11 protein-coding genes and 2 rRNA genes are annotated in these 12,735 nt (G+C 69.0%); 9 read left to right on the top strand and 4 right to left on the bottom strand.

Annotation, left to right across the window (positions count from 1 at the left end; translation table 11 throughout):
• Positions 1-14: 14 nt before the first annotated feature.
• From ABZ444_RS22115 to ABZ444_RS22095, 5 genes are all read left to right on the top strand, one after another.
• A complete protein-coding gene (locus tag ABZ444_RS22115; RefSeq protein ID WP_357976090.1) occupies positions 15-575 on the top strand; it encodes a DUF1707 domain-containing protein in 561 nt (186 codons plus the stop codon).
• Positions 576-729: 154 nt separating this feature from the next.
• Positions 730-1,749, top strand: coding sequence for a phosphate acyltransferase PlsX (gene plsX, locus ABZ444_RS22110; protein WP_357976088.1), 1,020 nt, complete (start codon positions 730-732; stop codon positions 1,747-1,749).
• A gap of 41 nt (positions 1,750-1,790) precedes the next feature.
• Positions 1,791-4,082, top strand: coding sequence for an HAD-IC family P-type ATPase (locus tag ABZ444_RS22105; protein ID WP_357999809.1), 2,292 nt, complete (start codon positions 1,791-1,793; stop codon positions 4,080-4,082).
• Positions 4,079-5,806 (top strand): arginine--tRNA ligase, encoded by a 1,728-nt coding sequence (argS, locus tag ABZ444_RS22100; RefSeq protein ID WP_357999806.1) that lies wholly within the window; start codon positions 4,079-4,081, stop codon positions 5,804-5,806. The genes ABZ444_RS22105 and argS overlap by 4 nt, the downstream gene beginning before the upstream one ends.
• 162 nt (positions 5,807-5,968) lie before the next feature.
• On the top strand, positions 5,969-7,261 hold the full coding sequence (locus ABZ444_RS22095) for a hypothetical protein (RefSeq protein ID WP_357999803.1): 1,293 nt from the start codon (positions 5,969-5,971) through the stop codon (positions 7,259-7,261).
• 6 nt (positions 7,262-7,267) lie between these two features.
• On the opposite strand, the gene ABZ444_RS22090 is transcribed toward ABZ444_RS22095, so the two are convergent.
• Positions 7,268-7,651: a cell division protein SepF gene (locus tag ABZ444_RS22090; protein ID WP_357999800.1), complete on the bottom strand. Its 384-nt coding sequence runs from the start codon at positions 7,649-7,651 to the stop codon at positions 7,268-7,270.
• Between the two features lie 170 nt (positions 7,652-7,821).
• On the opposite strand from ABZ444_RS22090, the gene ABZ444_RS22085 reads away from it, so the two are divergent.
• The 4 genes from ABZ444_RS22085 (at position 7,822) to ABZ444_RS22070 (ending at position 10,402) form a co-directional block, all read left to right on the top strand.
• Positions 7,822-8,592, top strand: a complete 771-nt coding sequence (locus ABZ444_RS22085) for a PhzF family phenazine biosynthesis protein (protein ID WP_357999797.1) — start codon at positions 7,822-7,824, stop codon at positions 8,590-8,592.
• A gap of 98 nt (positions 8,593-8,690) precedes the next feature.
• Entirely contained in the window at positions 8,691-9,125 is a 435-nt protein-coding gene (locus ABZ444_RS22080; protein ID WP_357999794.1) for an Hsp20/alpha crystallin family protein, read from the top strand.
• Between the two features lie 56 nt (positions 9,126-9,181).
• A complete protein-coding gene (locus ABZ444_RS22075; protein ID WP_357999791.1) occupies positions 9,182-9,493 on the top strand; it encodes a MerR family transcriptional regulator in 312 nt (103 codons plus the stop codon).
• A gap of 453 nt (positions 9,494-9,946) precedes the next feature.
• Positions 9,947-10,402 (top strand): hypothetical protein, encoded by a 456-nt coding sequence (locus tag ABZ444_RS22070; RefSeq protein WP_357999788.1) that lies wholly within the window; start codon positions 9,947-9,949, stop codon positions 10,400-10,402.
• A gap of 877 nt (positions 10,403-11,279) precedes the next feature.
• Here the strand turns inward: ABZ444_RS22070 and ABZ444_RS22065 are convergent.
• The 3 genes from ABZ444_RS22065 to ABZ444_RS22055 all read right to left on the bottom strand — a co-directional run.
• Positions 11,280-11,702 (bottom strand): hypothetical protein, encoded by a 423-nt coding sequence (locus ABZ444_RS22065; protein ID WP_357999785.1) that lies wholly within the window; start codon positions 11,700-11,702, stop codon positions 11,280-11,282.
• A 749-nt stretch (positions 11,703-12,451) separates the two neighbouring features.
• Positions 12,452-12,568, bottom strand: a 5S ribosomal RNA gene (gene rrf / locus ABZ444_RS22060).
• Between the two features lie 70 nt (positions 12,569-12,638).
• A 23S ribosomal RNA gene (locus ABZ444_RS22055) occupies positions 12,639-12,735 on the bottom strand; the annotation flags it as partial.

Raw genomic sequence — 12,735 nt, 5'->3', positions numbered from 1 at the left:
TACACTGATTCATCGTGACCGAGGATCTCGACCTGCGCGCCTCCGACGCCGACCGCGACCGCGTCGCGGCCCTGCTGGGCGACGCGCTCGCCACCGGAAGACTGACCAGCGTCGAGCATGCCGACCGTCTGGAGATCGCCTACACGGCGAAGACGATCGGCGAGCTCGTCCCCCTCACCCGAGACCTGCCCCAGGTGTCCGCCCCGTCCGCCCTGCCCGAGGCCATCGAGCACCAGGTGATCAGCTCGAAGTTCAGCAAGATCGTGCGCAAGGGGCGCTGGGTCGCGTCCCGGCGCACCAAGCTGTCGGCCCGCTTCGGCGCCCTCGTCATCGACCTGTCCGACGCCGTGCTCCCCGGCCGGGAGATCACCATCGAGACCGACGCGAAGTTCAGCAAGATGATCGTCCGGGTGCCGGAGAACGCCCACGTGATCGACGAGGGCAGCTCGGTCTTCGGCAAGCGGAACGTGAGCGGCGGATCGGCGGGCGACGGCCCGCTGATCCGGCTCACCGGCTCGTCGAAGTTCTCCAAGGTCGTCGTGACCCGCGGCCTCGACGACTGGAACCTCCGCTGACGGGCCCCGGCGACTGGAACCGCCGCGCCGGGGAAGCAGGGAGGTCCACCCGCCGGTCGACCTGACATCCGGCCTGCCTACGATGCGGACATACACGAGCCCGCGTACCGGCCCGGCCGGGCGACGGCGGGCTCGTCTGTCCCACGAGGTGACCATGTCCGACAGCAGGCCCGTCGCGCTCGACGCCATGGGCGGCGACCACGCCCCCCACGAGATCGTGGCCGGCGCGGTCCACGCCGTACGGGAGCGCAAGCTGCCCATCGTGCTCGTCGGCTCACCCCGCATCCTGTACGAGGCCCTGGCCGACCACGACGCCACCAAAGAGGTCCCCATCGTCAGGGCGGAGGAGGCCCTGGCCATGGACGAAGGCGCCCTGGCCAGCCTGCGCCGCCCGCGCTCCAGCATCGCCATCGCCTGCCACCTCGTCCGCCGCGGCGACGCCTCGGCCGTGGTGTCGGCCGGCTCGACCGCGGGCATCGTCGCCACCGGCAGGCTCCGGCTCAAGGCCCAGCAGGGCGTCCTGCGACCGGCCATCGCCGTGGCGCTCCCGACGCTCCCCACCCCCACCCTCCTGGTGGACGCCGGCGCCAACGCCGAGGTCAAGCCGGAGATGCTGGTGCAGTTCGCGCACCTCGGCGCGGCCTACGCCGAGCTGGCCTACGACATCCCCGAGCCCAGGATCGGCCTGCTCACCATCGGCAGCGAGGCGGAGAAGGGCAACAAGCTCGTCAAACGCGCCCACGAACTGCTGCAGTCCTCCCCCGGCATCCACTTCACCGGCAACGTCGAGGGCCACGACCTCCTCACCGGCAAGGTCGACGTGATCACCACGGACGGCTTCACCGGCAACGTCGCGCTCAAGACCATGGAAGGCGCGGTCCGGTACGCGTTCGGCGAGCTGGCCGAGACCATCGGCGAGAGCAGGATCGCCAAGTTCGGCGCGCTCATGCAACGCGGCCGCCTGCGCGAGCTGCGCAGGCGCCTCGACGCCGAGGCCCACGGCGGCGCCGTCCTGCTCGGGCTGAACGGGACGGTGGTGATCGCCCACGGCTCCTCCAGGGCGCCGGCGATCAGCGCCGCCTGCCAGGTCGCCGCCGACCTCTCCGCAGGCGGCATCGTCGCCAGGATCGGCGACCGGATCGCCGCCACGCATCGCTCACACAGGCTCTGGTGACGCCGTAGTGTGTGAGACCGATCCACAGAAACGGGGGGTATGTGGACGGCCTCACCTCAGCACAGGTCGCGGGGGCGAAGACCAACGAGGTGCCGCGGCGGTCGAGCAGATCGCTCAGCGCGATCATCAGGGCGAACGTGTTCACCCTGTTCAACCTGGTCATCGGCGTGCTCTGGGCGCTGATCCTGATCTTCGGCGAGTGGCAGGACGGCCTGTTCGGCCTGGTGATCGTGGCCAACGCGCTGATCGGCATCGTCCAGGAGCTGCGCGCCAAGCGCACCCTCGACAAACTCGCCGTGATCAACGAGGCCCCGGTCCGCGTCCGCCGCGACGGCCGTGAGCAGCAGGTCGAGCCGCACCGGGTCGTCCTCGGCGACCTGGTCCTGCTCGGCTCCGGCGACCGCCTCCTGGTCGACGGCGAGGTCGTCGACTCCGACGGCCTGGAGGTCGACGAGTCGCTGCTGACCGGCGAGGCCGACCCGGTGCACAAGAAGCCCGGCGACCAGGTGTTGTCGGGCAGCTTCGCGGTCGCCGGCTCCGGCGCGTACGTCGCCACCCGCGTCGGCACCGACGCCTACGCCGTGCGGCTGGCGGAGGAGGCCAGCAAGTTCCATCTCGCCCACTCCGAGCTGCGCGAGGGCGTGGCGAACTTCATCAAGTACATCACCTGGCTGGTCGTGCCGATCGGCGCCCTGCTGATCTACAGCCAGCTGCACAACTCCGCCGACTTCCGCACCGCCATCACCGGCGCGGTCGCCGGCATCGTCACCATGATCCCCGAGGGCCTGGTGCTGATGACCTCGATCGCGTTCGCCGTCGGCGTCATCCGCCTCGGCCGGCGCAAGTGCCTGGTCCAGGAGCTGCCCGCGATCGAGGGGCTGGCCAGGGTCGACGTGCTCTGCCTGGACAAGACCGGCACCCTCACCGCCGGCGGCATGGACCTCGACCAGGTGCTCCCGCTGCGCGACGGCCACCCGGTCGAGCCCGCGCTGGCCGCCCTGGCCCACCTCGACGCCCGCCCCAACGCCACCGCCCAGGCCATCCGGGCCCGCTACCCCGCCCCCGCCGACGGCTGGTCGGCGGCCTCGTCCGTGCCCTTCTCCTCGGCCCGCAAGTGGAGCGGCGCCGACTTCGGCGGGCACGGCGCCTGGCTGCTGGGCGCCCCCGACGTGCTGCTGCACGACGGCGACGGCTACGACAAGGCCGCCGAGCTGGCCGCCACCGGCACCCGCGTGCTCGTCCTGTGCCGCACGGACGACCTGCGGGCCGCCCAGGACGGCGGGCCCGTCGAGCCCGTCGCGCTGGTCACCCTCAGGCAGCGGATCAGGCCCGACGCGCTCAAGACCCTCGGCTACTTCGCCAAGCAGGGCGTCACGGTCAAAGTGATCTCCGGCGACAACCCGGAGGCGGTCTCCGCCATCGCCATGAGCCTGAAGATCCCCGGCGGCGACCGTTCCATCGACGCCAGGACGCTCCCCCACGACGACCCCGTCAAGCTCGGCGAGCTGCTCGACTCCCACACCGTGTTCGGCCGGGTCAGCCCGCAGCAGAAGCGGCAGTTCGTCGGCGCCCTCCAGGCCCGCGGGCACACCGTGGCCATGACCGGCGACGGCGTCAACGACGTCCTCGCGCTCAAGGACGCCGACCTCGGCATCGCCATGGGCGCGGGCAGCCCGGCCACCAAGGCGGTGGCCCAGGTGGTGCTGCTGGACAACAAGTTCGCCACGCTGCCGCACGTCGTCGGCGAGGGCCGCCGGGTGCTGGCCAACATCGAACGCGTCTCCAACCTCTTCCTCACCAAGACCTTCTACGCCATCGTGTTGTCGCTGGCCGTCGGCGTGGCCGGGGTGATGTTCCCGTTCGCGCCCCGCCACTCCACCCTCACCAACGCGCTGACCATCGGCATCCCGGCGTTCTTCCTGGCGCTCGCGCCCACGTTCGAACGGGCGCGGCCGGGGTTCGTCCGGCGGGTGCTGCGCTTCGCCGTGCCGGCGGGGGTGTTGTGCGCGGGCGCGGTGCTGCTGTCGTTCTGGACCGCGCACAGCGGCACCTCCACCCTGACCGAGGACCAGACGTCCGCGGTGATCACCCTCTTCCTCACCACGTGGTGGGTGCTCGTGCTGATCACCAGGCCGCTCAACTGGTGGCGGATCACGCTGCTGGCGTCCATGGCGGGGCTCTTCGCGCTCGCCCTGTCGCTGCCGCCCGTCAGGCGATTCTTCGCCCTCGCGCCCGGCGACCTGAGCAACGACCTGACGGCCGTCGGCATCTCCGTGGTGGCCGCTGCGGCGATCAGCATCGCGGTCAAGGTCGCCGGTACCCTTAGAACATGACCGACCCGCAGCTAGTGCTCACCGAGCGCGTCCAGCAGGCGCTGGCAAACGCGTTCGGCGCCGAGCACGCCGACGCAGACCCGCTGATCCGGCCTTCCCAGTTCGCCGACTTCCAGGCGAACGTCGCGATGAGCCTGGCCAAGCGCCTGCGACGGTCCCCGCGGGAGGTCGCCGAGGCGATCAAGGCCGAGCTGTCCGACTTTCCCGGCACGGTCGAGGTCAGCGGCCCCGGCTTCCTCAACATCACGCTCGCCGACTCCTGGATCGAGTCCCAGGCCGCGGGCATGCGCGACGACCAGCGCCTCGGCGTCGGCACGAGCACACCCGCGCAGACCATCGTGATCGACTACTCCGCGCCCAACGCGGCCAAGGAGATGCACGTCGGCCACCTGCGCACCACCATCGTCGGCGACTCCCTCGCCCGCCTGCACGAACACCTCGGCAACAAGGTGATCAGGCAGAACCACCTCGGCGACTGGGGCACGCCGTTCGGCATGCTCATCGAGCACCTGCTCGACATCGGCGAGCCGGCCGCGGTCGACCAGCTCGAAGCGGGCATGGGCACCGAGTTCTACCAGGCGGCGCGGGCCAAGTTCGACGCCGACGAGGGCTTCAAGCAGCGTGCCCGGGTCCGGGTCACCACCCTCCAGTCGGGCGACCCCGCCACCATGCGCCTGTGGCACGTCTTCATGGACGCCACCGTCCGCTACTTCAACAAGGTCTACTCCCTGCTCGGCGTCACGCTGACCGACGCCGACCTCGCGGGCGAGAGCATGTACAACCCCATGCTGGAGAAGACCTGCGCCGACCTCGAGTCGTCGGGCGTCGCGGTCCACAGCGAGGGCGCGCTCTGCCTGTTCCCGCCCGGCTTCACCGGCTCCGACGACAAGCCCCTGCCGCTCATCATCAGGAAGAGCGACGGCGGCTACGGCTACGCCTCCACCGACATGGCGGCGATCCGCTACCGCGTCCACGACCTGAAGGCCGACCGCATCCTCTACGTGGTGGGCGCCGACCAGGCGCTGCACTTCCGCATGGTGTTCGCCTCCGCGCAGATGGCCGGCTGGCTGCCCGACACCGTCTCGGCCGAACACGTCCAGATCGGCATGATGCTCGGCAAGGACGGCCGCCGCTTCAAGACCAGGTCGGGCGAGTCCATCAAGCTGATGGACCTGCTCCAGGAGGGCGTCGACCGGGCCTCGGCGGCCATCGCCGAACGCGGCTACGACGAGGCCACCCGCAACGAGATCGCCCTGGCCGTCGGCATGGGCGCGGTGAAGTACGCCGACCTGTCGGTCAGCCACGACAGCGAATACGTCTTCGACTACGACCGCATGCTGGGCTTCACCGGCAACACCGGCCCCTACATGCAGTACGCCACCGCCCGCATCCGGTCCATCTTCCGCAAGGCGGACATGGAACCGGCGGCCGCCACGTCCCCGATCCTCCTGGCCGAGCCCGCCGAGCGCGCCCTGGCCCTGCACCTGCTCGGCTTCGGCACGCTCATCGAAGAGGCCACCGCCCGCTCCGAGCCCCACCGGCTGTGCAACTTCCTCTTCGAGACGTCGAGCCTGTTCAGCACGTTCTACGAGCAGTGCCCGGTGCTGCGGTCCGACGTCGAGCCCGACACCCGCGCCTCGCGGCTGGCCCTGTGCGCGCTGACCCTGCGCGTGCTCGAAACCGGCCTCGACCTTCTGGGCGTCCCCGTCCCCGACCGCATGTAACAGGCAGTTGGCTCAAAGTCTCCCGTTCCGTCATGGGCGCGCCTCCACCGGGTTGGCGCGCCCTAACGGCTAGGCTTTACGCGGTCATGAACTGAGGCCGAAATGGGGGAGTTCTCTGCCTTGAGCACGGACCTGACTGCGAGCCCCCAAGCAGCGACGGAGTTGCAACGCTACGCCGAGGCGCTGCTGGCGCACCTCGCCGCCAATGGCACCGCTCCTCCCGCCGCTCCGGGCTTTCGCGACATACCCGGCCACTGGCTGCCCCCTGCCGTCGAAGCACTGGTCGCCATCCTCGCCGGCGACGACCCGCTCGAACCACTGAGCAGGGCCGCCGGCCGTGACCAGCAGCAGACCGCGCTCTTCCTGTGCCTGGCCCTGGCGGTGTCCGGGCAGGGCAGCCGCATCCACGCCTCCTGGCTCGGCACGGCCTTCGGCGAGCTGTCGCTCGACCGTCCCGTCACCCACGGCCAGCGCTCGCTCTGGCTGGCCGCCGCCCGCGGCGCCTACGGCCCGGCCGGCAAGATCTTCGTGCTGCGCAAGCTCGACGCGCTGGCCGTGCAGGAGCACGCCGACGTCGAGGAGTGGGTGCAGGCGCTGGTGCCCGGCGAGCCCGCGGTCGTCGTGCCGCCGTCGCTGGCCGACTTCCCGGAGATGGCCGAAATCTCCGACCTGGCCCGTCCGGCGGTCGCGGCCGCCCGCCTGTCCAGGCTGCGCGGCCGCTGCGCCGAGATCACCTCGGCCCGGCAGGCCGACCACGACTCCGCCGCCCCGCTCAGCAACAGCTCGGCCAGCCCGGCCGCGTCCTGGGCCGAGGACGAGCCGCTGGCGGTCCTGCGCGCCCAGATCGGGCAGGGCGGCCCGGCCGGCCCGATGGCCTCGCTGATCTCCCACCTGCTCGACGACCTGCGTCCCGGCGCCGACCCGCACCTGGCCGCCATCGCCCTGCACGTCGCCGCGCCCATCCTGCGCGGCCTGGCCGAGGAGCTCGAAGCCGACAGCCGGCTGACGCCGCCCGCCACGCTGACCGTCCCGCTGCTCGGCCACCGCATCCACCTGCGCCCCGAAGGCCCCGACGAGACGTCGATCGCCACGGCGGAACACGCCATCCTCACCGAGGGCGTCGTGCCGCGCGGCCGGCCGTGGGCCGCGTTCGTGCTGATCGTGGCGGGCGTCGCGTGCCTGGCCGGAGCGGCGTTCAGCGCCTCGCTCCTGCTGGCCGCCGCCGGGGTGGCCATGCTCGGGCTGGGCGGCTGGCAGCTCTGGCAGCGCCACAAGACGGTCGTCGCCGACGCCCGTTACGTGGCCGCCCAGGTCAACGAGCTGAAGGAGCTGGCCGAGGGCGCCGTCTGGGCCCTGCACGCCTACGCCAGAGAAGCGGACGCACGCGCGAAACAGGCCGCTGACGATGCAGCCGAGCTCACCCGGCTGATTCGTCGCGGCCCGCGCGCTGCTTAGACCCGATCAGGTCGTCTCGATCTCCACGTGCGCCGGCGCGAGCAGGAACACGCGATCGGCGATGCGCTCGATCCGACCCTCGCAACCGAACGCGAGCCCGGCGGCGAAGTCGACCATCCTCGTCGCCTCGGGCATCGCCATGCCCGTGACGTCCATGATCACCGTCTGCCCGTCACGGAAGTGCTGACCGATCAACGGTGCGTCGTTGTACTTGAGCGGCTGGACCATCACGATGCGCGACGCGTCGACGTTCGCGCGCCACCGCCGGGCGGCCCGCTCCGTCGCCGGAACGTACTCGTCCTCGTAGTGCTCGTCGTCTTCATAGCCGTCGTCGTAGTGATCGACCCCGCTCAGGCCAAGGTAGTTCACCACCTTGCGCACTGCCCCCATCGGCTTGTCCTTTCCTCAGGAACTCACCGTAATCGGCACGTCCCTACACATTGGACGGTAACCGACGATTCCGCATTCGCCACGCGACACGCCCAGCCCTAATTCCATTTTGTACGGCTTGCAACCCGCTTGCATCTGGATATCCGTCCCCCCCGTATAGCATCGGCCACATGCGCCTGTTCACTGTAGACGCCTTCACCGACACAGCTTTCAAGGGTAATCCCGCAGGTGTCTGCCTGCTGGACTCTCCGGTTACTGATGGGTGGATGCAGAGCGTAGCCGCCGAGATGAACCTCTCCGAGACCGCCTTCCTGCTCGGCGATTCCCTACGGTGGTTCACCCCTGTGGTCGAGGTCACTCTCTGCGGTCATGCCACGCTGGCGACCGCTCACGTTCTGTATTCGACCGGAGCCGCGACCGGCCCCGTCGAATTCCGCACGGCCGGCGGAACGCTAACCGTGAATCGCGCCGCCGGAGACCTCATCACGATGGATTTTCCGGCCAAGGAGGTGACGCCCGCCACGGTTCCCGACGGCCTGGAGAAAGCGCTCGGAGCCACCCCGGTGCGGGTCGGGAAAAGCGACCTGGACCTGCTGGTCGAGGTCGATTCAGAGGAGACGGTACGCGCCCTGCGCCCCGACATCCCGGCCCTGTCGGCAGTGGACGCCCGCGGTGTCATCGTCACCGCCCGCGGCACCGGCACGGATTTCGTCTCACGATTCTTCGCTCCCAAAGTGGGCGTCGCCGAGGATCCGGTGACGGGCTCGGCCCACTGCGCCCTGTCGCCGTACTGGTCCGCGCGGCTCGGCCGCACGACTCTGACCGGTGCGCAGCTCTCCGCCAGAGGCGGCCTGGTCCACACCCGCCTCGACGGCGACCGAGTCCACCTCGCCGGCCATGCCGTGACGATACTCACCGGCACACTCCTCACGCCCAGGTAAAAACTTCCTTACCCTCCTTGCTTCCCTCCACTCGGCTGTCTAACCTACAAATCGAGTTGGAGGTTAGCTATCACGACAGAAGCAGGAGGTTCGGAACCATGCTGCTGACTACGATCGACCCGTTCTTCCAGGAGTTCGAGCGCCAGTTCAACCGGCTGGCCCGCCAGACCTTCGACAACGGCGGCGCCGCCACGATGCCGATGGACGGCCTGCGTCGCGACGACGACGTCGTCCTGCGCTTCGACCTGCCCGGCATCGACCCGGACTCCATCGAGGTGACCGTCGACCGGGGCGTCCTCACCGTCGGCGCCCGCCGCGAGGACGAGCTCGCCGAGAACGAACGCCTGTTCGTCCGCGAGCGCCCGATGGGCACGTTCACCAGGCGCGTCTACCTGTCGGAGCACCTCGACAGCGACCGCATCGACGCCGGCTACGCCAACGGCGTGCTCACCGTCCGCATCCCCGTCCTCGAACGCGCCAAGCCGCGCAAGGTGGAGATCCGGCGCAACGACACGAAGGCCATCCGGGCCTGACCCGGCACCGGGGGCGGGGCATCCCGGCCCCGCCCCCGAACCCCGAGGAGGCCACGATGCCCGACCTGCCCTTCGACGACGAGCACGCCCCGCTCTACTCCCTGGGCCAGGTCGCCGAGATGCTCCAGGTCCGCCAGGCCTACCTCCGCCGCCTGGACGAGCACGACGTCATCAGCCCGAGCCGCTCATCCGGCGGCCAACGCCGCTACTCCCGCAGCGACATCCTGATCGTCCAGCACGTGACCGACCTCGCCGACCAGGGCATGACCCTGATCGCCATCCGCCGCATCCTGGAACTCGAACGCGAACTCGCCGACGTCCGCCGGCAACTCCACGAAGCCCACACCCGCCTCGGCGACCCCACCTAACATGCGGCGGGCTGGTTGAGGTGGGCTTCCTGTCCTCTCCCCAACGAGGCCAGCCGGCCCCCGGGAGATCGCGACGACGAGCAACAGCCTTCCGGAGCTCGCCCAGACCGCCGACGCCAAGCTGCCCGCCCCGCCATCCAGGACCGCCTGCCGCGTCACCGCAAGTCATCACGAACCCCGATCCCCGCCTACCGGCTACCGGCTACCGGCTACCGGCTACCGGCTACCGGCTCAAGAATCGCCCCCAGCCCGCGCCACCGGCCGCCCCAGGCACAAACACCACCCCGACCTGTCGGGCATAGGATGCGCCCTTGCCGCATCGCCGCCAGACCCCGACAGGACTCACCCGCCATGAACCCCCACCACGAACACCTTCGCGCCCGGTTCCGAACCGCTCCGCTCCAACCCCCGCCCGCGCCCTGGCGCCCCTTGCCACCAGTAGCGGTCGGCGGCTTGACCGGCGTCGGCTTCGCCGTACACCCCGAATCCGGCGAAGACCTCATCCTCGTGACCTCTCACCAAGGACGCGGCATCCTCAACTGCGTCACCGGCCGGCGCATGGCCCGCGACCCCGACCCAGACCCGGCCTGGCCGGACGACTACACCCTCACCTGCCAAGGCATAGGACCTCTTACAGGTACCCCCATCAAGATCTCCGGCCTCCTGGGCGGCGGACTGCACACGACCACCACGAACGGATGGTCCATCGATGTCGTCACACCCGACTGGCCCATCGCAAGCGTCCTGCTGTCCAGCAGAGGGGACCCCTACCGCGACGAACCCGGATCAACCTGGTGGCACATCCACCGCGAAGAAGCCTGCGAGCTCCGCACAGCCGGCTTCTCCCCCACGGGCCACACCCTGGCCATCGCCTCCAGCTGCACACTCACCCTCTTCGCCCACCCCTGACATCCAGCCAACTGCCATGGCATCAGAACAGCCACCCTGCAAAGCCTCGCTGGACCCTCGATGACGCCCAGCCCGGGTCCCCTACCAACACAAACCTGACCCCTGGGTGTACACAGCTACGCCACCAGCCCGGACAGTCCAGTGGAGACATCCGACAGGCCCGCCACAGCACTGATGGTCGTGGCCGACAGACACACCCCCCAGGCACGAGCAGGACTTCCCTGAGAGCACGCAGTTCTGATCATCGCCAAGTCCCGGTCATCGCCGAAGGTGAGTCTGCTTCTATGGCCCGGCTCCACAGCTGGCTGCTGGCTGTCGCGGCTTCCAGGAGCCGGTCATCGGGGGCGCGCAGCACAACAGTGACAGCGCCTCCTCCCCGCATAGTGACGGCGCATCCTGCCACTCACGCAGCGCCCTCGCCAATCCACCACACCACGCCCTCCGCCCCTCGCCCTCCTCCACGAGGTGGGCCAGTACCTCCAGCCCCCCACCCATAGCGCGTCCGCCCTTCAGCACGCCCCCCGGGCACGCCACCACACCCCCAAGGCCCATCTAACAGGCCATGCCCAACACCCGCACTTGGGACTCGGACACGTGGCAGCGGCAGCGGCAGCCTACCCACGGCAGGTCTCCGCGCCTCTACACCCCGCCCCCAGCGACAACACCCGGAAAGCCCCGGGCCTTGCCAACCTGATGATGCGGGTCAGTAGCAGTAGGCGCAGTCACGGAGCGGGCGGGATAAGAAGGACGCTACCGATCCGCTGCCTCATCGTTCCGTGGCCCCATCTGGCCACTGATCAAGCCGCCGCACGCACCCGAACCCCCCGATGTAGGCCTGCGGGTCAGTCCTCTTCCAGGGCCTCCCCTTCCTGCAACTTCACCGCTGGTCGCTGGCTTCCGTTCGTATGATGGGCAGATCTCTGCATGGCGCCAGGAACCTCTCGAGATACCAGCCGAGATCGACGAACTCCGGCATGAGGGGGATGGTGCGGTAATCCAGCAGAGGAATCAGAGAGACCGACGTTCTATCCTCGTGGAACAGCACGTTCGCGCAAGTCTCCCCGTCGGGCAGCCTGGCGGTTATGCCTACCGCCTCCCCGGCCTCATGGCAGGTGCGCATGACACGCTTCGCCTTGGCCAAGCCGTCCTGCGGCAGGTGCTTCCAGTCGTAGTCGGTCATGTACCAGATGGCATCCTCTTCGCGGAGCAAATCCCAACCCGCATGGGTGAGCCGATCAAGGATGTCCACAAAATCGATGTTGTTTCTGAACACTAAGCTGATGGCGACGTCGCGGCTCATATCTCTTCGGCTCCGGCTTGGTGGAAGGAGACGCTCGTGACGAGCGATCCTGCGGCGGATGGCTGCGTCTTCCAGCTAGATGGCGCAGCTCAGTAGCGGTAGACGTTGAGCTCTCGCCAACATGGTCGTGTAGATCACCACAGGTCCACCAGGAGCGGATTGGCGTGAGAAGAGACTCCCGGTAAGACAGCAGTTAACGAAGATCCAGTACCCCAACCAAGGGCTTCGATGCTGTCCTACCGTTCCTCGATACCCCTGTGCTCGCCTTGCGTAACGGCGACACCTAGAAGGCTGTCTGCGGTTGTGGGCCGGCGCCGCCTTGCACATGCTGGGGTGAATGTCGGCATTCAGCAGAGGCATAGGGCCGGCCCAAGGACGAGCCCAGAGGACCGCGAGCCCAGGATCCGGATACGAACCCTCAGTCTTCTTGCAGGCGGGGCTCGGCCTCTCCTCGGAGGCGGGGCTGGATACGGCTTCTCAGTCTCCTTCGAAGTGGGGCCGGCGCGGGGTCCACCAGCCAGTCCCCCGTGCCGGTCCACGGACCGGCCCCCAGGGCTGGCCACCCAGGGCCGGCGCCGCCACCCACCAGCCGCCAGCACCCAGCACCCAGCACCCAGAGACAGCCCCCGGACAATGAAACACCCCGGACATGCGGAAAGGGCCCCGACCGAAGCCGAAGCCCTCAACCGGAACCCTCCCGTGAACGCGAAGAAGCCCCACACAACCGTGTGGGGCCCCTTCAAAAGATTGTCCGGCGGTGACCTACTCTCCCACACCCTCCCGAGTGCAGTACCATCGGCGCAGAGAAGCTTAACTTCCGGGTTCGGAATGTAACCGGGTGTTTCCTTCCCGCCATAACCGCCGTAACCCTATGAAACAAACAAACACAACTGCTTGCTGTCTCAGAATTGCCTAGTGGACGCGAGCAAAAGCTTTGAGGTCAAGTCCTCGGCCTATTAGTACCGGTCAGCTCCACACATTACTGTGCTTCCACCTCCGGCCTATCAACCCGGTCGTCTACCGGGAGCCTTAC

Source organism: Nonomuraea sp. NPDC005730 (assembly GCF_040630865.1).
Lineage (GTDB): Bacteria > Actinomycetota > Actinomycetes > Streptosporangiales > Streptosporangiaceae > Nonomuraea.
The sequence above is the reverse complement of the archived record's forward strand: the minus strand, read 5'-3'. Positions and strand labels throughout refer to the sequence as shown.

Bases quoted from the DNA above. Each gene is read 5' to 3' on its own strand.
- plsX (WP_357976088.1), top strand. From the start codon at position 730: ATGTCCGACAGCAGGCCCGTCGCGCTCGACGCCATGGGCGGCGACCAC.
- argS (WP_357999806.1), top strand. From the start codon at position 4,079: ATGACCGACCCGCAGCTAGTGCTCACCGAGCGCGTCCAGCAGGCGCTG.
- ABZ444_RS22090 (WP_357999800.1), bottom strand. From the start codon at position 7,651: ATGGGGGCAGTGCGCAAGGTGGTGAACTACCTTGGCCTGAGCGGGGTC.
- ABZ444_RS22085 (WP_357999797.1), top strand. From the start codon at position 7,822: ATGCGCCTGTTCACTGTAGACGCCTTCACCGACACAGCTTTCAAGGGT.
- ABZ444_RS22080 (WP_357999794.1), top strand. From the start codon at position 8,691: ATGCTGCTGACTACGATCGACCCGTTCTTCCAGGAGTTCGAGCGCCAG.
- ABZ444_RS22075 (WP_357999791.1), top strand. From the start codon at position 9,182: ATGCCCGACCTGCCCTTCGACGACGAGCACGCCCCGCTCTACTCCCTG.
- ABZ444_RS22065 (WP_357999785.1), bottom strand. From the start codon at position 11,702: ATGAGCCGCGACGTCGCCATCAGCTTAGTGTTCAGAAACAACATCGAT.